Annotated in this window: 26 protein-coding genes and 1 tRNA gene; 15 read left to right on the top strand and 12 right to left on the bottom strand. The window is 68.2% G+C overall.

Going from position 1 to position 21648, the window contains the following annotated elements:
* Positions 1-13: 13 nt before the first annotated feature.
* From ACOGXQ_RS13180 to cysS, 8 genes are all read right to left on the bottom strand, one after another.
* The gene (locus ACOGXQ_RS13180) at positions 14-967 is read right to left on the bottom strand and encodes an SPFH domain-containing protein (protein WP_419944103.1); all 954 of its coding nucleotides are present in this window, start codon (positions 965-967) and stop codon (positions 14-16) included.
* Positions 967-1545, bottom strand: coding sequence for an NfeD family protein (locus tag ACOGXQ_RS13175; RefSeq protein ID WP_419944102.1), 579 nt, complete (start codon positions 1543-1545; stop codon positions 967-969). Before ACOGXQ_RS13175 ends, ACOGXQ_RS13180 begins: the two co-directional genes overlap by 1 nt.
* 138 nt (positions 1546-1683) lie before the next feature.
* Positions 1684-2580 carry a bifunctional DNA-formamidopyrimidine glycosylase/DNA-(apurinic or apyrimidinic site) lyase gene (gene mutM / locus ACOGXQ_RS13170; RefSeq protein WP_419944101.1) on the bottom strand — a complete coding sequence of 299 codons (897 nt, stop codon included), beginning with the start codon at positions 2578-2580 and terminating at the stop codon, positions 1684-1686.
* Between the two features lie 58 nt (positions 2581-2638).
* Entirely contained in the window at positions 2639-3442 is an 804-nt protein-coding gene (locus ACOGXQ_RS13165; protein WP_419944100.1) for an enoyl-CoA hydratase/isomerase family protein, read from the bottom strand.
* A gap of 93 nt (positions 3443-3535) precedes the next feature.
* The gene (locus ACOGXQ_RS13160) at positions 3536-4399 is read right to left on the bottom strand and encodes a RecB family exonuclease (RefSeq protein ID WP_419944099.1); all 864 of its coding nucleotides are present in this window, start codon (positions 4397-4399) and stop codon (positions 3536-3538) included.
* A gap of 36 nt (positions 4400-4435) precedes the next feature.
* A complete protein-coding gene (locus ACOGXQ_RS13155; RefSeq protein WP_419944098.1) occupies positions 4436-4744 on the bottom strand; it encodes a hypothetical protein in 309 nt (102 codons plus the stop codon).
* Between the two features lie 37 nt (positions 4745-4781).
* The gene (locus tag ACOGXQ_RS13150) at positions 4782-5552 is read right to left on the bottom strand and encodes a ParA family protein (RefSeq protein ID WP_419944097.1); all 771 of its coding nucleotides are present in this window, start codon (positions 5550-5552) and stop codon (positions 4782-4784) included.
* Positions 5553-5593: 41 nt separating this feature from the next.
* Positions 5594-6796, bottom strand: coding sequence for a cysteine--tRNA ligase (cysS, locus tag ACOGXQ_RS13145; RefSeq protein WP_419947395.1), 1203 nt, complete (start codon positions 6794-6796; stop codon positions 5594-5596).
* A 32-nt stretch (positions 6797-6828) separates the two neighbouring features.
* Here cysS and ACOGXQ_RS13140 point away from each other — a divergent pair, with 32 nt between their 5' ends.
* The 4 genes from ACOGXQ_RS13140 (at position 6829) to ACOGXQ_RS13125 (ending at position 9940) form a co-directional block, all read left to right on the top strand.
* Complete coding sequence (locus ACOGXQ_RS13140; RefSeq protein WP_419944096.1) at positions 6829-8010, top strand: hypothetical protein; 1182 nt, start codon at positions 6829-6831, stop codon at positions 8008-8010.
* Positions 8011-8111: 101 nt separating this feature from the next.
* Positions 8112-8186 (top strand) — tRNA-OTHER (locus tag ACOGXQ_RS13135).
* 75 nt (positions 8187-8261) lie between these two features.
* Entirely contained in the window at positions 8262-9413 is a 1152-nt protein-coding gene (locus tag ACOGXQ_RS13130) for a hypothetical protein (protein WP_419944095.1), read from the top strand.
* 8 nt (positions 9414-9421) lie between these two features.
* A complete protein-coding gene (locus ACOGXQ_RS13125) occupies positions 9422-9940 on the top strand; it encodes a hypothetical protein (RefSeq protein WP_419944094.1) in 519 nt (172 codons plus the stop codon).
* 312 nt (positions 9941-10252) lie between these two features.
* Here ACOGXQ_RS13125 and ACOGXQ_RS13120 read toward each other — a convergent pair whose 3' ends face one another.
* Positions 10253-11116 (bottom strand): PAC2 family protein, encoded by an 864-nt coding sequence (locus ACOGXQ_RS13120; RefSeq protein WP_419944093.1) that lies wholly within the window; start codon positions 11114-11116, stop codon positions 10253-10255.
* A gap of 70 nt (positions 11117-11186) precedes the next feature.
* Here ACOGXQ_RS13120 and ACOGXQ_RS13115 point away from each other — a divergent pair, with 70 nt between their 5' ends.
* The 4 genes from ACOGXQ_RS13115 (at position 11187) to ACOGXQ_RS13100 (ending at position 13372) form a co-directional block, all read left to right on the top strand.
* A complete protein-coding gene (locus ACOGXQ_RS13115) occupies positions 11187-11741 on the top strand; it encodes a GNAT family N-acetyltransferase (RefSeq protein ID WP_419944092.1) in 555 nt (184 codons plus the stop codon).
* Positions 11742-11806: 65 nt separating this feature from the next.
* Positions 11807-12310, top strand: a complete 504-nt coding sequence (locus ACOGXQ_RS13110) for a DoxX family protein (RefSeq protein ID WP_419944091.1) — start codon at positions 11807-11809, stop codon at positions 12308-12310.
* Positions 12311-12314: 4 nt separating this feature from the next.
* A complete protein-coding gene (locus tag ACOGXQ_RS13105; RefSeq protein WP_419944090.1) occupies positions 12315-12758 on the top strand; it encodes a GtrA family protein in 444 nt (147 codons plus the stop codon).
* The gene (locus tag ACOGXQ_RS13100; protein ID WP_419944089.1) at positions 12755-13372 is read left to right on the top strand and encodes a class I SAM-dependent methyltransferase; all 618 of its coding nucleotides are present in this window, start codon (positions 12755-12757) and stop codon (positions 13370-13372) included. Before ACOGXQ_RS13105 ends, ACOGXQ_RS13100 begins: the two co-directional genes overlap by 4 nt.
* Here ACOGXQ_RS13100 and ACOGXQ_RS13095 read toward each other — a convergent pair.
* The 3 genes from ACOGXQ_RS13095 to ACOGXQ_RS13085 all read right to left on the bottom strand — a co-directional run bounded on the left by ACOGXQ_RS13095 (position 13365) and on the right by ACOGXQ_RS13085 (position 16886).
* Positions 13365-14492: a prenyltransferase gene (locus ACOGXQ_RS13095; protein ID WP_419944088.1), complete on the bottom strand. Its 1128-nt coding sequence runs from the start codon at positions 14490-14492 to the stop codon at positions 13365-13367. The two genes, ACOGXQ_RS13100 and ACOGXQ_RS13095, sit on opposite strands and share 8 nt — an antisense overlap.
* Before the next feature lie 64 nt (positions 14493-14556).
* A complete protein-coding gene (locus ACOGXQ_RS13090) occupies positions 14557-15414 on the bottom strand; it encodes a class I SAM-dependent methyltransferase (protein ID WP_419944087.1) in 858 nt (285 codons plus the stop codon).
* Entirely contained in the window at positions 15414-16886 is a 1473-nt protein-coding gene (locus tag ACOGXQ_RS13085) for a glycosyltransferase family 4 protein (protein ID WP_419944086.1), read from the bottom strand. Before ACOGXQ_RS13085 ends, ACOGXQ_RS13090 begins: the two co-directional genes overlap by 1 nt.
* 282 nt (positions 16887-17168) lie before the next feature.
* Between ACOGXQ_RS13085 and ACOGXQ_RS13080 the strand changes: the two genes are divergently transcribed.
* The 7 genes from ACOGXQ_RS13080 (at position 17169) to ACOGXQ_RS13050 (ending at position 21588) form a co-directional block, all read left to right on the top strand.
* Positions 17169-17420 carry a type II toxin-antitoxin system HicB family antitoxin gene (locus ACOGXQ_RS13080; protein ID WP_419944085.1) on the top strand — a complete coding sequence of 84 codons (252 nt, stop codon included), beginning with the start codon at positions 17169-17171 and terminating at the stop codon, positions 17418-17420.
* Positions 17417-17644 carry a type II toxin-antitoxin system HicA family toxin gene (locus ACOGXQ_RS13075; protein WP_419944084.1) on the top strand — a complete coding sequence of 76 codons (228 nt, stop codon included), beginning with the start codon at positions 17417-17419 and terminating at the stop codon, positions 17642-17644. The genes ACOGXQ_RS13080 and ACOGXQ_RS13075 overlap by 4 nt, the downstream gene beginning before the upstream one ends.
* A gap of 40 nt (positions 17645-17684) precedes the next feature.
* The gene (locus tag ACOGXQ_RS13070) at positions 17685-18470 is read left to right on the top strand and encodes a hypothetical protein (RefSeq protein WP_419944083.1); all 786 of its coding nucleotides are present in this window, start codon (positions 17685-17687) and stop codon (positions 18468-18470) included.
* Entirely contained in the window at positions 18419-19126 is a 708-nt protein-coding gene (locus ACOGXQ_RS13065) for a nucleotidyl transferase AbiEii/AbiGii toxin family protein (RefSeq protein ID WP_419944082.1), read from the top strand. Before ACOGXQ_RS13070 ends, ACOGXQ_RS13065 begins: the two co-directional genes overlap by 52 nt.
* Before the next feature lie 1024 nt (positions 19127-20150).
* Positions 20151-20600: a hypothetical protein gene (locus ACOGXQ_RS13060; RefSeq protein ID WP_419944081.1), complete on the top strand. Its 450-nt coding sequence runs from the start codon at positions 20151-20153 to the stop codon at positions 20598-20600.
* A gap of 350 nt (positions 20601-20950) precedes the next feature.
* Positions 20951-21178 (top strand): hypothetical protein, encoded by a 228-nt coding sequence (locus tag ACOGXQ_RS13055; RefSeq protein ID WP_419944080.1) that lies wholly within the window; start codon positions 20951-20953, stop codon positions 21176-21178.
* Entirely contained in the window at positions 21175-21588 is a 414-nt protein-coding gene (locus ACOGXQ_RS13050; RefSeq protein WP_419944079.1) for a type II toxin-antitoxin system VapC family toxin, read from the top strand. The genes ACOGXQ_RS13055 and ACOGXQ_RS13050 overlap by 4 nt, the downstream gene beginning before the upstream one ends.
* Positions 21589-21648 lie beyond the last annotated feature (60 nt).

The raw sequence follows: 21648 nt of genomic DNA, 5'->3' as shown, positions 1-21648 counted from the left end.
GTCTGGCGGCTGCCTATTCGGGGGACTCAGCGCCGTTCGAGGCGGCCGGGTTGCTGCGCTCGCGGAACATCTCGCCCATGGCGGCCACAGCGCCGAGCACTCCGCTGGTGTCGAGCGGCAGGAAGATCTTGGTGGCCTGGCCGTCCGCCACACCCTGCAGAGCCTCGAGGTACTTGATGGCGATCAGGTCGTCGGTGGGGTCGCCGTTGTGGATCGCCAAGAAGACCCGCTCGATGGCCTGGCCCTCGCCCTCGGCAACGGTGAGCTTCTGGTACTTGTCGGCATCCGCCACTCGCTTGATGGCCTCAGCCTCGCCCTCGGCCCGCAGGATCTGGGACTGCTTGACGCCCTCGGCCTGCAAGATGGCCGACGTCTTCTCGCCTTCGGCCTCGGTCACGACCGCACGCCGGTCACGCTCAGCCTTCATCTGACGGTGCATGGCCTGGGTGACGTCAGCAGGCGGCTCGATGCGCTGGATCTCGACGCGCACCACCCGTGTGCCCCACTTGTCGGTGGCGTCGTCGAGGATCTGACGCAGCTTGGAGTTGATGATCTCGCGCGACACCAGCGCATCGTCAAGCTGCAGATCGCCGATGACGTTTCGGAGGTTGGTCTGGGCCAGCTTGGTCACGGCGATGATGAAGTTGCCCACCGCGTACTTCAGCTTCACCGGATCGGTGGGCTCGTAGTAGATGACGGCGTCGACGGTCACCGCCACGTTGTCCTTGGTGATGACCTCTTGCGGAGGCACGTCGACGACCTGCTCGCGCATGTCCACCTTGAGGATCCGCTGCACGAACGGGATGACGAATCGAAGGCCGGGCTCGACTGTTACGCGGTACTTGCCCAGGAACTCGATGAGGCCCTGCTCGAAGGGGCGCACGATGCGCAAACCGGTCGCCGCGACGACGAAGATCGCCGCTGCGATGACAATCAGCAGGATCACTGCGGGGTCGATGCTGTCCATCACTCGCTCCTTGGCGTTTCTGGTTCGGGAGTCTGCCCGCCGTCATCGGCGCCAGCACCGCTCTCGGCGGCTTCAGGCGCCGGTTCTCCCGCAGCGGCTGCTGCAGGAGGCGAATGGTGGGGCACGTAGTCGGGCGGCGGGGGTTCGACGAACTCGACGAGCAGCTTCGTGCCGCGCAGCGCGGTCACACGAACCGCCGATCCCTCCTCGATAGGCCCTGTCTCGGCGACAGCTCGCCATTCGTCGGACTCCACCCGGACGCGCCCGGTGTTTTCGACAAGGTCAATCTCCTCGATGACTCGTCCCGACATGCCGATATAGCGATTCGCGCCCACCGGCAGATCGTCGGGACGGTCCTGACGGCCCATGAAGCGACGCAAGATCAGCAACGACAAGGCGGTGCCGCCGAAGAACAGAAGCCACTGGACCCCGCCGTGGAAGTCCAGCCACGCCGCCAGCGCCGCCAGCGCCGCGCCGATGGCGAAGGGCAGCAGGAAGAAACCCGCGGTGAAGATCTCGCCGAGGCCCATCACCAGCGCCGTGATGACCCAGACCCAGCGCCACAACTCGTTGTCCACCCGAACCTCCGCTCATTTCGTTGTTGGGTGTGCTGCAAGTATGCCCCGCCCCGCAGAGCCCGTTGCCGCGCTGCCCCTTCAGTGTCTCTGCCATGCTTGTCAAGGTCGGCAAGGCCGTGACAGCAGACATCTGCCTTTTCACCTTCGTTGGCAAACGGGGCACCAGGTGCTGGAGCGTTGGTCCAGCACTCGACGGCGCAACTCGGCACCGCAACGACTGCACGGCTCGCCGGCGCGGCCGTAGCAGACGAAGTACTTCTGATTGTCGCCCGCGCCTTCGAGGCTGTAGTAGTCGCGCAGCGTGCTGCCGCCGCGATCGATGCTGGCAGCCAGCACGTCGCGCAGCGCTGCGAGCAGGCGCTCAGCGCGTGGCTTCGAGATCGAGCGGGCCGATGGATTGATGCCGGCCAGGAACAGCGCTTCGTCGGCGTAGATGTTGCCGACACCGGCGACCAGCCGCTGGTTCAGCAATTGCGTCTTGATGCGCTGGCTGGACCGCCGGGAGGCCCGCCAGAACGAGGTCGCATCGAAGCCGAGATCCAGCGGCTCTGGACCCATGGCCGCGAGCGTGGGCAACTCGCGGTAATCGCCCCGGTCGCACAGCGCGATCCGGCCGAACCGTCTCACGTCATGCAGGCACAGCACCTCGCCGTTGTCGAGGCGCCACCAAGCCCGCACGTAGGAATCGTCGAGCGCGACTTCAGCAGCGCCCATGACCTCGGATGCAGGTCCGTCCCGCGGCCCGACCGCGGGCGTCGGGGGCGTCGGGGGCGAATCGCCCACAGCGGCGGTGGCAGCAGACGCGAAGCACAGCCGTCCCGTCATGCCGAGATGGGTGACCAAGTCGCGCCCGCAGTCGAGCTCCGCTATGAGGTATTTGCCCCTGCGCCGAAGCTCGGAGATCTCGCTGCCGACCGCATCGGCGCCCGAAGCGAACTTGCGCGACGGGTGCGCCCATGCGTCGACGATGCGCCGTCCGGTAAGCGGCCCTTCCAGCTGCCGCCGGACGACCTCGACCTCGGGAAGCTCAGGCATGGCGGCTCAGGACACAGGCCCCGGTACTCGTGCCGACGTGACTGGTCTCACACCCACCTCAGCGGAACTTGGGAGGGCGCTTCTCCAAGAACGCGGCAACGGCTTCACGGTGGTCATCGGAGGAGCGGGCGACGCTCAGGGCGTCCAGCTCCCGGCGTTGCACGGCACGCAGGTCGGTGTCAGAGCCATTGGCGGTGAGCAACTGCTTGGTCAACCGCACCATCGTGGGTGGGTTCTCCGCGTAGCTGCGGGCGCGAGCGAGCGCCGCCTCCAGCACATCGCCGTCGGTGACCTCGTCCACCAGGCCCATCTCGACGGCCTCAGCACCGGTCACGATTCGTCCTGAGAGAGCCAGATCGGTCGCCGCGCCCCAACCGCAACGCTGCACCAGCATGTGAGAGGAAGCCAATTCGGGCGTCACACCCATCTTGACGAAACGGCACGAGATCTTGGCCTCGCTGTGCGCGACGAGGCGGTCCATCGCGAGCACCATCGTCAGGCCCACGCCGATCGAGGCACCGTTGATGGCGGCTACGAGCGGCTTGGAGTTCCGTACGAGATCCACCCAATCGTCAGCGGCACTGTCGTCGCCGGCCGTCGCCTCGCCCACGCCGGCACCGGCGTCATCGGCTGCGTCGATGCGAGCGGCAAATACCTCGGAGATGTCAGCCCCGGCGCAGAAACCGCGGCCTGCGCCGGTGACGACGAACGCACCCACCGACGGATCCCCGTTGCCTGCCCGCACAGCGTGAGCCAACTCGGCCAGCATGCGCGGTGTCCACGCATTCAGCTTCTCCGGCCGGTTCAGAGTGATGACCCTCACCTCGCCATCGTCCGTGACGGTGATCTGGGTGTACTCCATCGTGGTGCGCCCTTTCGCAGGATCGTCCTACAGCATGGCCGCCAACACGCACTGCGTCGCTCACGCATGGATCAGAGTCTCATGCGGGCTGACTCAAGCAGCCAGCCCGTTCCTCCGTTGGTGCTCGAGCTGGCCTTCGGGGCAGTCGTCGCGGTACGGGCACCAGCTGCACAGCAGACCGGGTGTCGGTTCGAACTGGCCCGTGCTAGCGGCCTCGGCAATGCGGTCCCAGGTGATGCGATGCTCGTCAACGGCGGCATGCACCGCCTCAAGCTCGAACGGGCGGGCAATCTCGGTGGGCTCGCGGCGGTCGCGCCCATTGCCAGTCTCGCCGAGGTACAGCAGCCGCACCTCGCTCACGTCGTCTCCCAGCGCTGCGGCAGCCGCCGCGTACAGCCATACCTGCGTCAGGCGGCTGTCGACAAAGCGGGGTCCCGGCGGGCGGCCCGTCTTGTAGTCGGTGATCCGCAGACCGTCGGGCACCCGATCCACAAGATCCACGATGCCGCGGAACGGCACCCCGTCGAGCGTGGCGGAAAGATCTCGCTCGCGGTCGACCACATCGACGCCGGTCGGATCGACCAGCTCGAAGAACCCCTCGACGTCACGCCAAGCGTTCCACCGGAAAGCACGCTCGTCGTCGGTCGACAGCTCCAGCGCCTCGAAGTCCGCGTTGCCTGCCAGCGCCGGCCAGAGGTCCCGGCAGATGGCACGCGCCCGCCCGAGCGTGCGATGCAGCGGCGGAACCGCCAGCAGTTCCTCCAAGACGTGATGCACGAAGGTGCCGCGCAACGCTGGCTCGCCCGGCGGATCCGGCAGCTTGTCGATGTAGCGGAACTTCCAGCGCCGTGCGCACTGCCGGAATGTGGATGCGCCCGAGGGGCTCAAGCTGCGGGGCGCCTTGACGTCGCGGGCAACGGCGGCGGTGACGCTGTCGGCGTGGGTTTCCACATTCACAGGGTGGCCGATCCAGTCATGGCGGGCGTGGATGGTTCAGGCCCGTCGGCGCCAGCGCCGCCACAGCCACCACGCGAGTCCTGCGGCCATGAGCCAACCGATCACTACGGCACCCCCGAACGCTGCGAGCAGCCGACGGTCGACCGGCTCGGCCTGTCGCGGCAGCAAATGAGACGCAGGCGCGGGCACCGGATCGGCGTCACGCTCGGCGCTGCCGCCGTTATCGGGACCGTCGAGAGCGGCTGCGGGCGGCGTCTCAGGGGCTTCATCGGCGCGCGCGTCGCCGGGGAGCGCCGCCGTCGCATCGATGCTCGGCCGTGGTCGGTCCGGGTCGTAGTTGGCCATGCTGAGACCTCTCTGAAGTGGAGAGTACCGGGGCGCCTCAGCCCAGCCGGTGCTCGAGATCAGCCCAGAGCTCGTCGAACGCCAGCGCTGCTTCGGGCGCGCCAGGCCGGCGGCCGAGCGCGCGCAGCGGCAGCGACTGCCCGGAGGCCTCGGCGATGGCGGCCCGCTGCGGGATGGGCGGCAGCAGTTCGGCGCCGAAGCGCTCAGCGAGCTGCTGGGCCCAATAGGCGTTGTCACGCGTGCGGCCCATCCGGTTGAGGACAATGCCGGTGACCGTCGGCGTCCCCTGGCGCTGCGCGACTCGATTGATCGTCGACCGCATCAGGTCGACGCCGTCGGCGGCCCACGCAGCCGGCTCCGTCACGACAATGGTCCGATCCGCGGCGAAGAGTCCATTGATGCACAGCAATCCGAGCGACGGCGGGCAGTCGATCAGGACGAGGTCATGGCTCACACCGGCCAGTGCGATACGCAGCCGATCCTGCGCTCCCACGAGATCGGCGGCCATCTGGGGCTCGCGGCTCGCGAGCGCATAGCTGCCGGGCACCAGCTGCGGGCACGGCCCGCCGTCAGGCCATCCGGCCCCGGTGATGGCCCCCAGCGCAGCGGCGGGCGTCTCCTCAGCAAGCACCGTGTCGATGTTCGGGCTGGCATTCCACACACCGAGCCCGGCCGACGCATTGGACTGCGGGTCCAGATCCACGACGAGGACGTTGCGACCCGCTGCACAGGCCGCCTCTGCGAGACCGAGCGTGACCGTCGTCTTGCCCACCCCGCCCTTCTGGTTGACCACTGCCAATGTCGTCATCTCGCCGACCTCGTTCCGGTCGCTCGACGCCCCGCCCCAGCTCACGGCGTGCCCGCAACGGGCGGGTGCCGCAGGTCGATCCCGCACAGCGCCGCCGAAGCTGCCAACTCCGATCGCAGCACGGTGCCTGCGGCGCCGCGCTCGATCGTCGCCGCGGCGTCGAGCAGCGCAGCTCGGGCTGCCGGCGCGTCGAGATCGTCATCGAGCACAGCCTGCACGTCCGCCACGAGGCCCGATGACACATGGGTGAGTTCGCCCTGTTGCTGCATCCCGCTCGCGGTCCCGACCAGCGTGTCCAGATCGCGCTGGGCGGCCAGCCCTTCGGAATCGAACCACTCCCATTCGCTGCGGTAGTGGTGCGCCATCAGTGCCAGCCGTATGGCCCGCGGGTCGATGCGGGACCGCAGGTCCGAGATGAACACGAGGTTGCCGAGCGACTTCGACATCTTGTGGCCTTGATAGGAGACAAGACCCGCGTGCACCCAGTAGCGGGCCAGCGGTGCACCCGAGATCGACTCGCTCTGGGCGATCTCGCATTCATGGTGCGGGAAGATCAGATCGCCGCCCCCGCCGTGGATGTCCATGGTCACGCCCAGCGCCGCATGGCCCATGGCCGAGCACTCGATGTGCCAGCCGGGTCGCCCCGGTCCGAACGGGGACGGCCACGAAGGCTCCCCGGCGGCGCTGGCCTGCCACAGAACGAAGTCCAACGGGTTGCGCTGGCGCGGGTCGTCCGGCGCGCCGCCGCGCTCCGCCGCGAGCGCCGTCATCTGCTCCCGGCCGTATCCCGACAGCTTGCCGAACGCCGGAAAGGTGGTCACGTCGAAGAAGACACGATCGCCCGAGACGTACGCATGCCCGGCATCTACGAGCTCGGAGATCATCTCGATCATGGCGTCGATGGACTGGGTGGCCCGGGGCTCGTGCGCAGCCGGGCGCGCCCCCAACGCAGCCATGTCCGCTTCGAAGCGGTCGATCTCGCGTTCGGCCAGCGACAGGTAGTGCTCGCCGAGTTCGGCCGCCTTCGGCAGGATGCTGTCGTCCACATCGGTGTAGTTGCGCACCATCGTGACCGTGTGGCCGAGGTCTTCGAGCCGGCGGATCAGCAGGTCGTAGGCCAGGTAGGTGGCGGCGTGGCCTAGGTGCGTGGCGTCATAGGGCGTGATGCCGCACACGTACATGCCGACGGCTTCGTCGAGTTCGAGGTCGACGACCGATTTCCGCGCGGTGTCGTACAAGCGCATTCCCACGGCCCGACACGGTACTGTCGGAGCGGGTGGAGAACCGTCGAGGCGATCCTTCGCTGCTCGAACGGATCGCGTTGTACCGGCACCGCCGTGAGCTGCCGCCGATCCAGCCGGTCCTGCTCGACGAGCTGGCCGACTGGCTGAGACGCCACGGCAGCGACCCGCTCACCTATGTGAGCGGCCTGTTCAAGCGGCATCAGGTGGTCTTCGTCGGCCACCACACGCCGACGCGCCGCGCCGGGCTGTTCTTGCAGGATCTGGTCGCCGCGGCGTACCGGGCCGGGGCCGGCATCGTGGCAATGGAATACGCATGCGTCGACGATCAGGCGCGGCTCGATGCGGTGGTCTCCGGCGCCAGTTTCGACGAGGTGCTCGCGCGCGAGGCGCTCCTGCGCTGGGGCATCCGCCACAACTTTGCCTACCGCGAGTACCTCGATGTGCTGGGCGCTGTGTGGGAGGTGAACCGTCGCTTTGCCGACGCCGGCACTGCTCCCATGCGCGTGCTGGGCTTGGACTACGACCTGGATCTCGACGCGGTCACCGACACCGCGGACCTCCGCAGCTCCTACGCGTGGCCGCATCTGCGGAATCGGGGCCCGGTGTCGCAGCACATGTGCGAGGTGCTGCTCAGCGAGGTCGTCGAGGGGGGCCATCGAGCCCTCGTGCTGACACGCACGGCCCATGCCTTGACTCGCGTGCGTCGCCGGCCGCACCGAGTGTGGGATGCCATCGACGCTGAAGTCGTCGACGGTCGGGTGGTGGGCGCTGCCAACCGTGTGTACGAGGCCATCGCGGACCGCGCGGTCACCGTGTTGATACACGAGGCGCTGCCGGCGGACGGTGAGCTGTGCGACTACGCGCTGGCAGCCGACGGTGTGCTCGACACGGTGTTCGCATTGAACGACGACCTCGCCGTGCCGCTCGCATTCGATGTCGACCGGGGTCCGCCTGCTCGGCTGGGGTGCACCACCAGCCTTGACCGCGAACCGCTTGGAGGGCTGGCCACCGGCTGGATCTACCTCGAGCGCGACTACGAGCGGCGGGCGCCCACCCCGCTTCCCGAACCGGTGCCGGCCGTGCATGTGGAGCACGCGCGGCGGTACGCGCTCGACCCGGGCCTGCGAGATGTCCGATCCACCGCGGGCGATTTCGAAGCCGCCGTCACCGCGACCGCCGCAGCCGCAGAGCTGGCCTGGACCCAGGTGCTCTAGCACATCGAGGCGCCGACGGTGACATCCAAATGCATGCACGTACAACGAGGGTGCACCTATAGCGTGAGGGAGCGGGCCACCCGATGTGCCGGGTGGCCCCCGCCCCGGTAGCTCAATGGGAATAGAGCCGGTCCGTCACGAAGGCCAGGATGCGGGTTCGAGTCCCGCTCGGGGCGCTCCCTACGCTTGTGCCAGACCCTCAGCGGGGCCGACGAGTCAAATCCTACCAAATGCGGGCAGACTCATGGACGGTGCCGCCCGAAACCCCCACCGACGACGAGCAGCCCGCATCCGCGCTCCAGTCCCCGCAGGAGTACCTGGGCGACATCTGCGGACGCCACCAGATCGTGCTGCTCGGCGACCAGATCGGGGTGCGCCAGCACCTCGGGTTCTTGGCCGGGACGCTGAGCGAGCTGGCAGACAACGGCATCGCCAACCTGGCCTGGGAGTACACGAACTCTCGCCGCCAAGAAGAGCTCGATGCACTCGTCCAAGCACCCGAATGGGACGATCGAGCCTGCGCCGACCTGTTCGTCGACCTGCTCGGCGCCGGGTTCGGCTACCAAGAATACGCCGAGGTCCTGCGTGCCGTCTGGGAGCACAACCGGGCCGAGCGCCGTCGCGACGCTGATCGCCGGCCCATCCGGATGGTCGCGCTCGGCCTGCCCACCTACGTGGAGGAACCGGAGCTGCTCGACGGTCGCTCGGCTGCCGAGGAGGGCCTGCGGAACTGGTGGCTCGGCGGGCACTACCGCGACATGTCGGCATTCCACGCTGCAAGCGTGCTGACCTCAGAGGTGCTGCGCTCAGGCGAGCGGGCGCTGGTGTACATGCACATCACCGCCACCACCACACAGCTCATCGAATGGGCTGACGGCACGCCGACGGCGTCGGTGGGGAACCTGCTGTGGCGCTGGATGGGCGATGGCTGCCGGCGGGTCGTCTTCCACGGGGCCATCGCCGACACGGCAGCAACCGAGCGGGTCGAGGAGCTCGTGGCCCGGTCGCCGGAAGGCCGGGGCAGCACCGGAGTGCGTTTCGGCTTGGATCTGGCTGCGTCCACGCTCGGGAGCGTTGCGATGACTGACGTGCGGGGCTCGGTCGACGGTGCCGAGAGCTCGCTGCGATTACGCGATGTCGCCGACGGCTACATCTACCTCGGCTCCCGTGAAGCCTGGGAGCCCGCCACGCTGATCGACGACCTGATCACCGACGAGAACTTCGCCAGTGCAGAGGCCCGCTGCCGGGCGCTCGATCCTCGCTTGGAGCCCTACAGCCGTGACGAGCTTGAAGCGGTGCGCCGCGTCGGCCAGCGGGAACTGGCGGACGCTTGGCCGCCGTTGCCTGAGCCGCCCGAAGAACCGAAACGCCGATTCGGGCGCTTTCGCAAATCCAACTCCTAGTCCGCGCCGTGCAGCATCGCATCGACGAGATCCCGCTGCCGTCGGGGCCGACTCGGGGTCGCCTGTTCGTCACCAACTTCTCAGCCGTCGGACCCGACCCCCAGGCGGCCCTTGACCGCGTCGGTGCGACGGCCTTGGCGTGCATGCTGACCGACCACGAGATCGAGCTGCGCTATCCCGCCTACGGCGATTGGCTCGACACACATGCCGACGAGCACAGCAACCCGCGTGCGCTGCGGCTGCCGACGCCCGACGGCGGCGTGACGAGCGACGAACCCGTGCTCGATCTGGTGGCCGAGATCGTCGGCTCTCTCGGCGGCGGCGACAGCGTCGTCGTGCACTGCGGCGCGGGCATGGCGCGCACTGCGGTGATCGGCATTCTCACGATGGTGGCGTTCGGCGCCGAGCCCCAGCAGGCGGCGATCGACTTCCGGGCGGCACGCCCCGGAGGCGGCCCCGACGGGCCACCGCAAGAGCACCAGATTGATCGGTTGATACCGCGCGTACAGCGGCTGCGCCCGAGCTAGTGGTGTGTCGCAGTAGCCCCAAGCGACGCCGCGGCCGCGCTCAGGCCGCGGACCTCGCCGGCCTCGCGGGCCTCTCAGGCCGGCCCGCACGCGGCTGGCGGTGCGCTGAGAGCCCCGCCGCCGCACACCGCCAAACCGGCTCCCATCACATCCAAGAACGATCAAGACAATGTCTCATGAACAATCAGGGTCTCATGAACAATCAGGGCAGCCAATTTTCCGCCATATTTCGCACTAACCCCGGGCGCTGCGCCGCACTCGGCACTAGTGCATACCCTCTCAGTCATTCTTATAGTTCTCTGAGCCGGCTGATCAGTCTGATTCTTGCTGACGCAAGAACTGCTCCAGCTCGTCGATGAGGCCGTCGGGGTTCTCGACCATCTCGCTGAAGTCCTCGACTGCTTCGGCGGCGGACTCTTCGAGTATCTGCTGCGCGTACTGGGCGAGAGTGTCGTCGTCGGCGACCAGCTCGTCGATCTGGCGGCCGTAGTTGGCAGCGGCGCTGTGCAGCTCGGACTCGCCGAGCGTGACGCCCATGAACCGCGCAACGCGTTCGGCCAGTGCCAGCGCAGCCTTCGGCGAGGGGTAGTTGTGCACGTAGGTGGGCACGGTCGCCCAGAACGACACGCTGGCAAAGCCCGCCCGGTGGCAGGCGTCGTTGAGCACGCCGATGATGCCGGTGGGTCCCTCGTAGGTGGACTGGCGCAGGCCCATGGTCAAGTTCAGGGCGGCATTGTTGGAAGCCCCCACGACGTTGACCGGCGCGTTGTGGTGGGTGTCGGTGAGCAATGCGCCGAGCGTCACCACCTCCGAGACGCCCAGCGTGGTGGCCATCTCGATGATCACGTCGCAGAACGTGCGCCAGCGCAGCCGGGGCTCGACGCCCAGCACGGTAATCACCGGCCGACCGTCGTCGGTCTCGCCTTTCCGCACGTCGGGCGTCGGCCAGTCGATCTGCCGCTCGCCGTCGACGACCTGCACGCTCGGCCTCACTGAAGCGAAGTCGTAGAAGAACTCCGGGTCGATCTGGGCTACGGGATGACAGCGAAAGCGCCGCCTCAGGTACTTGGCCGACTCGGTGGCGGCGTCGCCGGCGTCGTTCCAGCCCGAGAACGCTGCAATGAGGATGGTGTCCTTGCCGGGTTCAGGTCGCTCCAACCATTCAAGATGGCCCACGTTCGGGAGGCTACCCGCGCCCCCCTTCGAGCCGACTCCGAGGGGATCGGATGCACCTACCATGCACAGCGTGGCTGATCAGACTGCCCCCAGCGGCAGCACCGCGCCGCCGCAACCGCAGGATTCCGGCTCGGTGCCGTCTGGCATCCGCGTCGAGATGTGCGACGTCGTCGACACTACGCTGGTCGGTGCCTTTGCGCGGCTGCACCCGCAGCTGTCAAGTTCGCCGCCGCCCGACGCGGCAGCGCTGGAGCGCATCGTCGGCCATCCTGCCAGCACGCTGCTGATCGCCCGCACGGTGCCCGACGGGACCGCGGACGGGATGCCGGGTGAGAACGTCGGCGCCATGCATGATGCCGACGCTGTCGTTGGGGCGATGATTCTCGTGCTCTTCCCGCTCGCCAGCGGCCTGCGAGCGTGGATCGAAGATGTCGTGGTGGACGAATCGGTGCGGGGCCGCGGCATCGGCGCAGCGCTCAACCGGCATGCCATCGAGATCGCTCGACGGGCTGGCGCCCGCACGGTGGACCTGACCTCACGGCCGGATCGGGAGGCCGCCAACCGCCTGTACGCCCGGCTCGGCTTCAACCGGCGGAGCACCAACGTCTACCGCCTCGACCTGTAGCTACCGTTTGAGGGCAGGCATCTCGCCGCACATGGCTGCAACATCCCCGAGGAGGCCCGGCCGACATGGATCCCGACAGCATCAATCTGGGGTTGGCAGTCCTGCGGGTCACCGTCGGCGTCACCTTGGCGCTGCACGGCATCGCCAAGTTCCGGGGCGGCATCCGCGGCGTCGGCAACTGGTTCGCTTCGGAGGGCCTGCGCCCCGGTCTGCTGCACGCCTATCTCGCCGCGCTGACCGAGATCGGCGCGGGCATCGGCCTCGCGCTGGGCTTGCTGACCCCGCTCAGCTCGATGGCGGTCATCGGCGTGATGACGACTGCGGGATGGGTGGGCCATCGCCACAACGGCTTCTTCATCATCCGCGAGGGCTGGGAGTACGTGTTCGTGCTGGCCGTGGTGGCGGCAGCGGTGGCTGCGACCGGTCCCGGCGACTGGTCGGTCGACAACGCCATCGGCCTCGACTGGAGCGGTCCCATCTGGTTCGCCGTCGCCATCGTCGGCGGCCTGGTGTCGACCATCCTGCTGCTGGCAGCCTGCTACCGGCCCGATGTCGGCGCAGAAAAGTAGTCGATTGGGCCTGCTGGGCCGGCTGGTCGGCTTCAGCGCCGTGTCGGCGGGCACGGTGGCGGTGACCCAAGGCGTGCTGACGCTCGCGTACGCGGTGCTGGGGTGGCCTGCGGTCGTGTCCAACATGGTGGCGGTGTGCGTTGCCGCTGGACCCGCCTACTACGCCAACCGGCGTTGGGTGTGGTCCCGCACCGACCGGCACTCGGCCACCCGCGAGATCCTGCCCTTCTGGGCCTACAGCTTGGCGGGCCTGGGCATCTCGACCGTCCTGGTTGCGCTCGCGGACATGCGGTGGAGTTCCGCGCCGGCAGTCTCGTCCGCCAACCTGGTCGGCTTCGGCGTCTTGTGGGCGGGAAAGTTCGTCCTGCTGGATCGAGTGCTGTTCGCCCGACCCAATGCCCAATCCGGCACCCAGGCCGCAACAGGCTCCGCCCCTGAGCACCGATGAACTCCGAGTTGGCGGCCCTGGCCCAGCAGGTGAAGGGCTTCATGCCTCACGACGAGGGCCTGGCGCTGTACCGGGCTGCGGCCGAGGCTGCCTCGCTGGGACCGCTGGTGGAGATCGGCTCGTACTGCGGCAAGTCCGCCGTCTACCTGGGCGCTGCCGCGGCGGAGTGCGGCGGTGTGCTGTTCACGATCGACCACCACCGGGGCTCGGAGGAGATGCAAGCGGGCTGGGAGCACCACGACCCGGAGCTGATCGACCGCCGAACCGGCCGCATGGACTCATTGCCCGTCCTGCGCCGGACCCTCATCGACGCCGGCCTCGAAGACACCGTCGTGGCCATCGTCGGCGGCTCGGTCGCTGTCGCGGCTCACTGGGGCAGTGCGGCGCTGGTGTTCATCGACGGCGGCCACGGCGATGCTCCGGCCCATGCCGACTACGAGGCGTGGTCGCCCAAGGTGATGCCGGGCGGCCTGCTGGCCATTCACGATGTGTTCCCCGATCCCGCCGACGGCGGCCGGCCCCCCTACGAGATCTGGCTGCGAGCCCTCGACGACGGCTTCGCCGAGCACGTCGCCGAAGGCAGCCTGCGGGTGGTGAGACGCCCGCTCAGTTGACCGGTGTTGTGATGAGGGCGTCGGCGGCGCCGCTGCGTCGGTCGAGCGCGTCGGCTGCCAGCAGCACGGCTGCGGCGGTGTAGCTGGAGCGTTCGGCGTCCGGGAACGTCTTGCTCTGGGGTACCACCCAGCCGGTGTAGTAGCTGCCGTCGGCGTTTCGCATCGCAGACGTGGCCTCGAAGAGCCGGCGAGCGGTGGAGGCGTCGCCGGTGCGCAGGTAGGCGAGCGCGCACTCGCTGGTCTCGGCCGCGGTCACCCACGGCTGGTCGGTCACGCAGCGCACGCCGTGCTCGCCGAGCAGGAACTTGAGCGCGCCCGCCGCGAGGTGGGCGCGTGCCTGCGCACCTTCGAGCGCGCCGCACAGCACCGGGTAGTACCAGTCCATCGCCCAGCGGTCCTTGGGCTCGAAGGAGTCGGGTCGGCGACGGATCAACCGCTCGATCTCGGTGACGGACCGCCCCCAGTGCGGGCGCTCGCGTCCCAGCAGGTGCGCCAAGGCGATGCCGCAGCGAAGCGAGTGCGCGATCGACGACGACCCGGTGAGCAGTGCGTAGGGCCACGGCGTTCCGTTGGCATGCACCGCCCACGGGATGTGCCCGGCGGGTTTGCGCAAGCCGACCACGAAGTCAAGCGCCCGCTCGACCGCCGGCCACATGGACTCGACGAAGCCGCAGTCACCGGTGACCTGCCAGTGATGCCACACCCCGACTGCTATGTAGGCGCAGCAGTTGGTGTCGACCTTGGGGTCCTTGACACCGTGGGCGGTGTAGTAGTTGTGCCAGCTTCCCGCTGGGTGCTGGTTGGCGGCGAGCCAGTTGTATGCAGCCTCTGCAGCGTGCGGTCGGCCCGCCGATGCCAACCCCATGGCAGCCTCGACGTGATTCCACGGGTCGGCGTGCCCGCCGTCGAACCACAGGATGAGACCGTCAGGCTGCTGGCAGGCCTCGATGGCGGCGGCGGTGGCTGCGACTTGGCCTGGCGTCAGCAGTTGCTCTTCGCCAACTGCGAGCGTGCGCAGATTGGTGGTCATTGTCCGGCCAGGCGATGTCGCGTCCCGTCCGCCTTTCTCGTTCTTGTTCGATGGGGGTGCTCCGGGCGTTTGGCCCACTGCGTCACCCATCAACTCAGCCTCCCGACGGTGCCTCTCGGCGTCGGGGGCTGCCGCGAACTCTATGCGTGCGGACTCAGGCTGCATGTGCGGCGCCCACTGGCTGGGCGAGCGATTGAGTCATCTCGCGGGCACGGGCCTTGTATGCGTACAACACCGTGGATTTGGGCATCACGGCGTTGAGCAGGCGGTCCAGCGTGCGCGTCAGCGCCGGTGCGGAAGTCATGTCCCACACCAGCAACCGGTGGTAGACGCGCACCAGCGGGTGCTTGTCGTTGTGCGGCCCGACTAGGCAGCGCAGCCACCAGTAGGGCGTGTGCAGGCCGTGCGCACCGTGACTGTCGGAGACGTGCAAGCCCGCTGCGGACAGCTTGGCCCGAAGCTCCTCCGAGCTGTAGATGCGCACATGGCCGCCGGGAACTGCGGGAGCGTGGTAATCGGCCGACAGCGCCCAGCACACCCGTTCGGCGGCCTGCGCCGGAACTGTCACCGCGATGGTGCCACCCGGGCGCAGCACCCGCGCCAACTCTGCGATGGCCCGCTCGTCATCGTCGATGTGCTCCAGCACCTCGGCAGCGATGATCCGGTCGAAGCTGCCGTCTGGGTACGGCAACGCGGTGGCATCGGCTACGACTGCATGGCCGAGCGCGTCCCGGCCATCGCTGCCACGACACCGTGCACGCGGCACCGGCGAGCAGCGATCCGGTGTGTCGGGGCACGTCGGCTCGGCGATCGAGGAGTCGAGTTCACCCGCCTCGGCCATCGCTGCGAACATGCCGCTGACCGCTGCCAGCTCGCCGAGGTCGTGATCGGCCGCCACGGTGACACAGCCCCGGCGAGCGCTCTCGAAGGCGTGACGGCCGGTGCCGCAGCCCAAGTCCAGCACCCTGTCGCCGCGCTCGGCCCCGAGTCGTTCGTAGTCGACGGTGAGCATCAGCGACCGGCGAAGCTGTCCGAGCCCGTGTCGAAGGGTGAGCTCTCCGGCTGTGACGCCATGTGCTCCTCGCTTTGCCTCCCGCTCTTGGTCTGCGTTCCTGTTGGATGCGGACTCACGGGCCGCTTGGGCCACGGCTTGATCTGCCGGGTCAGCCTCCGCATCCCGACGGTGCGGCGTGGGCGTACTGGAGCGTCGGCCAGCAGCGCCCGGTACTGCTCGACCGTCAGGCGGGCCGTCGCTGCCCACGAGTAGTTGGCCTGCACCCGCGCCCGGCCTGCAGCGCCGACCGTCTCCCTCAGGTCCGGCTGTGCGAAGGCCCAGCCGATGCGCGCCGCCAGCGCCTCCGAGTCGCCCGGGGGCACCTGCAGGCAGGTCTCGCCGTCGGCGCCGGTGACCTCGGGCAGTGCACCGCCGGTGGTCGCTACCAGCGGCACCCCGCATGACATCGCCTCGATGGCGGGCAGCGAGAAGCCCTCATACAAGGAAGGCACCACTGCCAGCTCCGCTTCGTTGTAGAGCTCGACGATGCGCTCGTCGGGCACGCCGCTGACAAACTCGACGCTGCCGGTCAGGCCGAGCCCCTCGATGAGCCGGCTGGCCGCCGAGTCGTCCTTGGGTCGCCCGATCACCACGAGGTGCAGCGTCGGATTCTCCGTGCGCAGCTTGGCCAGCGCCTCGAGCAGGTACGCCAGCCCCTTCATGGCCACATCGGCGCTGGCGGTGGTCATCAGCCGGCCCGGTACCGGCGCGACATCGGTCAGTGGCCGGAATTGGTCCGGATCGACACCGACCGTCACGATGTGCAGGCGGCCGGGGCCGACGCGCAGGTCAGTGACGATGTCGTCAAAGCTGCTGGCGGACACGGTGACGATGCGGTCGAGGCGCCGAGCCACCCGGTTCTGCATGCGAGTGAAGGCGTAGAAGCGCCGCAGGGCGAGACGTTTGCCGCGGGTGGGTGCGTGGGCGATCTCGAGTCGCCGGTCGACCGTGATCGGGTGGTGGATGGTGCCGAGGATGGGCATGCCCGACCGTCGCAGCCAGTCGATGCCGTAGCCGAGGCACTGGTTGTCATGCACCAAGTCAAAGTCGTCGAGCCGGCTGCGCAGCGCCTCGAATGCCCGCAGGCTGAACGTCAGCGGCTCCGCGAACGACGCTGTGGCGGTGATGGCGTACTCCAGCACGTCGATGGGCGAGCGGAACTCGGCCAGCTTGGGCACCCGGAACGGGTCGGGCATGCGGTACAGATCCAAGCTGGGCAGCTCGGTCAGCTTGATGCCGTCGTCGAGGTGGGGGTACGGCGGCCCGCTGAACACCTCGACGCTGTGGCCGAGTGCAGACAGCTCGCGGGCGAGGTGACGTACGTAGATTCCCTGACCGCCGACCCACGGATGGCCCCGGTAGGTCAGCAGCGCGATCCGCAGCGGAGCCCCAGCGTCACCGACGTCAGCCTGCGCGGTGCCGGGTCCCATCGCTGCCTCCGTCTGCCTGCGAGGTCCCGGCCCCGAGGGGCACGCCGGTCGCACAGGTCGCGTGAGGCTACTTGCCAGCCGGTGGAGCCAGAAGCGAAGAGCGCCCGACGCGGGAGCTACACGGCCTTGGATCACCTACTCAGGAACGGCCGCCCCAGACCATTTAACGCCATCCAGCGCCGCCGTTTGAACCAGCCCATCGCTCTGACGCTAACGATGACATTCGCCAGCAAGCGGATAACTCATGCATGCGCGAGATGCGCCTCGTGACAGACTGACGATGTGGAACGCGAACACGTCGTGATCTGGGCCGAGGCAGCGACCAAGCGCGCCAGCTTGCGGGAGATTGAGGACCCGGCCGGGGTCGTGGCGACCGTCGCTGGCCTTGACGGCGTTTGGGCTCAGGGCGCTGATGCGCCTGCCGCGCGGGCGGAGTTGTTGGAAGTGCTCATCGACTGGGCTGCGCTCAAGATCGAGCACGGCGACGACGATATTCCCAGCATCGACGGGGTAAGCCTCTACGCCACCCGATGAGCCAGCGGCTCGGGCCAGTCAGCCGCCGGGACCTCATCAGGGCCCTGCGGCGCTCGGGCTGGAGCGGCCCGTGGCACGGCAGCAAACACCAGATGATGCACAAGGGAAAGCGCAAGCTGCGGCTGCCCAACCCGCATGGCCCCGACATCAGCCCGCAGTTGCTCGCGATCATTCTTGAGCAAGCGGGCATCTCACGCGAGGAATGGCAACAGGCGAATCGCTGAGGCCGGCCTTGACAGTCACCCGGCGTAGCGCGCGCGAGCAATGGAATCGGCGGCGCTTCGCGATTGGCTGGACGGGCTGCCGGGTCAGGCGTTCTTCTTCACGGACGAGATACCCGATTGGACATCTTCGCTTCGTTCGACGCTTTCCCGAATCAGTGCTGACGGCGATCACCCCGTGGTGCGGGTCGCGCACGGTTTCTACTGCAAGCGCTGGCATCAGGACTGGCCGCCTGAGGACCGGATCGATGCCGTCAACGTCGGGCTTGGGAGCCTGCACTTCGGCGGCACCGGCGCCGGCGCGGCGAACTGGAACGCACTCAATTTGGTCGGCTGGACTGCTCAGCATCCTGTCCGCAAGGATGTCTGCTGTCTCGGCAGGCCTCCTCGGTCGCCCTGGCCGCACACCCGATTCGTGGAGCGGCTGAACGAGCGGCGCGCTGACCTCACCTGGGCCGAGGTCGCCTTGCTCGAAGCGCTGCGCCTGTTCGACTACAGCAACATCGACTGGGACGAGGCCGTCGGGGTCATCGCGAGCGGCGACTACCTCTGCCGACTGCGGTACGACGCCGAAGTCGACCGCGACCGGCTGCGCTGGGCCGCAGAGGGCGAGAGGCGCCAACCGCACGCTTTCCACGCCAGAGTCGCCGAGTTGTGCGCCTCGATCCCCGAGTTCGACTCCCTCGCAGCATGGCGCCATCGCAGTAACAGGTCATTCACGAGTACTGGCTCGTGCGCTCCCTGCACGCGCTCAGCAGGCGGATGCCGCAGGACGGCGTGCTCAAGGACGGCGCTGCTCAGTGGGCGTTCGGCGGCGGCACGTCCCTGACCACCGCATGGGGAATCGTGCGCCGTTACTCCGAGGACATCGACGGAGTGCTGCTGGTGGCCGCCGCTGACGCGCAGCATCGGAACCTCCAGCGAGCGACCTGCTCGCAAGTCGCAAAGTGGGCAACCGACGATCAGGACATCAGCGCCCCTGCACCCGACGGCAACAGGGTGCTCACCTCGCACTTCGCCGTGGGCGAGGTCACCAGGTACATCAAGTTCGAGACGTCCATCATCGAGACGCAGGACCAAGGCCTGGTCGTGCCAAAGGAGATCCGCTCGCTGACTTCGGACTGCGCCCTCGTGCGGCCGAGACGCAGCAGGCTGAGGCGATGTTTCCCCTGCAGGTCAGCGCCGCAGGGTCGGGCCACGGCTGCGAGCACGCTCGGGGCCTGCCGCATCGGGCACCTCGCAGCACAGTGCTCATGTCGCGGGCGCGGCCGCAAGCGCCTGACCTGCGGCTTCGAGATTCGACTTGCCGGATTGGCTGAGACCACTTACTCGGCGCAGTTCAGCGATGCGCTCACCAGCGGCGATGAGTTTGCGCGCGCGTCGCTGGCTGCGTCAGACCGGTCTCGTCTGCTTGCCGCCATGGACGCTCGACTCACTGCACCACTGCTGCCGAACGGTCTCAAGCGGTCCGAGAATCGACGCTGATGTGCAGCCGCGTGGCACCGCAGACACCGGGCGTCCCGTCCCACAGTGCCTGGGCCAAGGCTTTGGGCCGTTGTCCTGGTCGAATCGTGCCATGTGAGCAGGGCAAGACCCGCATCGTGGTCTCGAAGCTGCCGTCGTTGCGCCACAGAATGGGCCATCTCGCGCTCGCACAGCGACGCCTGTCGGGCAGGAAGTCAATAAGGCAGTGGCCAGCCCTGCGTTTCCGTTCCAGGCGAACGGCACGGGCGGCAGGCCAGAGTCGCGAGCCTCGCGTCGAGCCGCGGCCTTGAGCAACTTGACCTGCTGGTCCAAGGCACGCCCCATGGCCCGCTGAGACTTCTCGTCCTGCCCGAGTGCGGCGAACGCCGGATTGACGATGCCTCGCCTGGCCCCCTCGTGGCCGATTGGGCGGGCGTAAGGCGGGTTCATGATCGCCACGTCCAGCGACCCATGCGGCACCGATGCAGTCAGCGTCTCCACGTCGTCCTGCGGGCTGACGTAGCCGCCGTCGCACCGCTGGGCGCTCACGCAGTCGGTGTTCAGGAGATCGAGCGCGCCGATGCGCGCAGTGTCGCTATTGGTGTCGCTGCCAGGCGACAGTCCGTACGGCAGCAGCCACGCCTTGGTCCTGCGGCATCCGCCCTCGGGGTGTTCGTCCGCCAGTCTTGTCGCCGTCTGCTGCACCGCCGCCGCTGGCTCGGTGTACAAGGCCGACAGCAGTTTGCGGTCCCCGCCCAGCGCTTCGGATTTCCCCGTGGCGGCCGGCTCGCGCTGCATGGCTTGGCCATCTTGGCAGGCAGGGCGGGGAGGGCACAGGCTGTTGGCTCTTGGCGGGGTGGGCGACACCTGTCCGCCGCGGATCGAACGAGGTAGCACCTCCTGCGCGGGCGGTCTGATTCGCCGAACCGCTGACGGCCGTCAGCCTTCCTCATGGGGCAACTGATGCGACTGCTGTTTCGCTGTGCCAGCCTGACGCGTCCAGAACTTGAGCACCGAGCAACAACACCGAGACCACCAAGACCGCATGAGCAAACACATGGACCATCGAGCGGCGCGGATCGTCGTGGACTACCTCGATGCGAGCGATCAAGGAGCTGCAGCGCTGGACATCGAGTCCTGTCTCGGTCTCGGGGACTACTGGAACGGCCCGGCGCCCGAGCCGGGACCAATGGCGTCGAGCAATGAATACAACCTGCCCGACAGCATCACCTGGGGATGCGCGCTGCTCGACCTCATCCGAAGCCTGCCGCCGGTGCAGACCGCATTCATCGGCGTCGTCGCGTTGTCCCCGCCCTGGTGGCCAGAATCAGAGACCATGCCGATCGGCAAGATCGCCAACACGCTCGAAATCGCCGAGGCGGGCATGCTCGACCACGACGAGCAGCACGACTGGGGATGGTTCCGGCCGGAGCGCTCCGCCGGGACGCGTGCCTCGGTCGCCGAGCAGGCCCCGACGCACAGCGACTGTGCCTGACGACTGAGGGAGTCCGTCGTGACCGACAAGCCATCGTCCACAGCGTCGAGCCGCGGACATTCCGTCTCGACGCGATCATTCCGGCGAGTCGCTTGGTCAGCGATCAGACAGTGCGCGTGACCGCAGGTCGAGCAGATGCTCCGATTCGACATCGCGGAGTTATCCGACGATGCTGGGTGGCCGAACGATCCGCAGAACGCCGCGCAGCAACCGACCTCGGAGGAATGCCCGCTGCCCGCGCGTCCCGGCTCACGCGTCCGTTGGGTGAGGATCGGCGAAGGGGACGCCGGACCGGTTTCGCTGGCGGTCGGGGCAGTACGCATTGATGCTTACTTTGGTAGGATTTCGGCGTGAGCACGGCGAAGCGGAAGGTCTCGATCTCTCTTGACGAAGAACTCGTCTGCGCGCTGGAAGCGGGGAGCGAATCGCTCTCGTCGCAGGTCAACGAGGCCGTCCGGGTGGAGTTCACACGCCGTCGGCGCCGCGTGCTGCTTGAGGAGATGCTCGAGGAATTCGAGCGCAGCGCGGGACCCGTTGACGAGGCGCTCGTGGACAAGTACACGGCGCTGCTGGCGTGAGCCGGGCGCTCGTGCTGGATTCTGAGGCGCTGTCGGCCTTGGCGCAGCCGCGAGGGCAGCGCTTCGTCGAAGTCAGGGCTGCGCTGGAGGCGGCTCGTCGGCTGCGGCGCGACGTGGTGGTCCCCGCGGTGGTGCTCGCAGAGCTGTATCGCGGGCCCAAGCTGAATCAGACAGTGGACGCGTGTCTCAGCCGCGAGACGGGCCTGGAAGTTCGTGACACCGATCGAGAATTCGCCCGTCTCGTGGGCAGCGTCGTTGCGGCAGCCAAGGCGGACTCGGGCGTGCTCGTCGATGCTCACTGCGTCGCTGCCGCTGTCGAAACCGGCGGCGGAGTGGTGATCACCGGCGACCCGCGCGATCTCGAACGGCTCGCAGCGCCCTATCCCCATGTTCACGTAGCGCCAATCTGACCGACTCCCGTCCGAGGGACCCCACTCGACGGTCAGCCCGGAGATTGCTGGGTGATCCGC

The organism is Candidatus Poriferisodalis sp. (genome assembly GCF_965208485.1).
In the GTDB taxonomy this organism is placed as follows: Bacteria; Actinomycetota; Acidimicrobiia; order Acidimicrobiales; family Poriferisodalaceae; genus Poriferisodalis.
The sequence above is the reverse complement of the archived record's forward strand: the minus strand, read 5'-3'. Positions and strand labels throughout refer to the sequence as shown.

Coding starts and splice junctions, on each gene's coding strand:
- ACOGXQ_RS13180 (WP_419944103.1), bottom strand. CDS start 967: ATGGACAGCATCGACCCCGCAGTGATCCTGCTGATTGTCATCGCAGCG.
- mutM (WP_419944101.1), bottom strand. CDS start 2,580: ATGCCTGAGCTTCCCGAGGTCGAGGTCGTCCGGCGGCAGCTGGAAGGG.
- ACOGXQ_RS13165 (WP_419944100.1), bottom strand. CDS start 3,442: ATGGAGTACACCCAGATCACCGTCACGGACGATGGCGAGGTGAGGGTC.
- ACOGXQ_RS13155 (WP_419944098.1), bottom strand. CDS start 4,744: ATGGCCAACTACGACCCGGACCGACCACGGCCGAGCATCGATGCGACG.
- ACOGXQ_RS13150 (WP_419944097.1), bottom strand. CDS start 5,552: ATGACGACATTGGCAGTGGTCAACCAGAAGGGCGGGGTGGGCAAGACG.
- cysS (WP_419947395.1), bottom strand. CDS start 6,796: ATGCGCTTGTACGACACCGCGCGGAAATCGGTCGTCGACCTCGAACTC.
- ACOGXQ_RS13110 (WP_419944091.1), top strand. CDS start 11,807: ATGGATCCCGACAGCATCAATCTGGGGTTGGCAGTCCTGCGGGTCACC.
- ACOGXQ_RS13100 (WP_419944089.1), top strand. CDS start 12,755: ATGAACTCCGAGTTGGCGGCCCTGGCCCAGCAGGTGAAGGGCTTCATG.
- ACOGXQ_RS13095 (WP_419944088.1), bottom strand. CDS start 14,492: ATGGGTGACGCAGTGGGCCAAACGCCCGGAGCACCCCCATCGAACAAG.
- ACOGXQ_RS13090 (WP_419944087.1), bottom strand. CDS start 15,414: ATGCTCACCGTCGACTACGAACGACTCGGGGCCGAGCGCGGCGACAGG.
- ACOGXQ_RS13085 (WP_419944086.1), bottom strand. CDS start 16,886: ATGGGACCCGGCACCGCGCAGGCTGACGTCGGTGACGCTGGGGCTCCG.
- ACOGXQ_RS13075 (WP_419944084.1), top strand. CDS start 17,417: ATGAGCCAGCGGCTCGGGCCAGTCAGCCGCCGGGACCTCATCAGGGCC.
- ACOGXQ_RS13070 (WP_419944083.1), top strand. CDS start 17,685: ATGGAATCGGCGGCGCTTCGCGATTGGCTGGACGGGCTGCCGGGTCAG.
- ACOGXQ_RS13060 (WP_419944081.1), top strand. CDS start 20,151: ATGAGCAAACACATGGACCATCGAGCGGCGCGGATCGTCGTGGACTAC.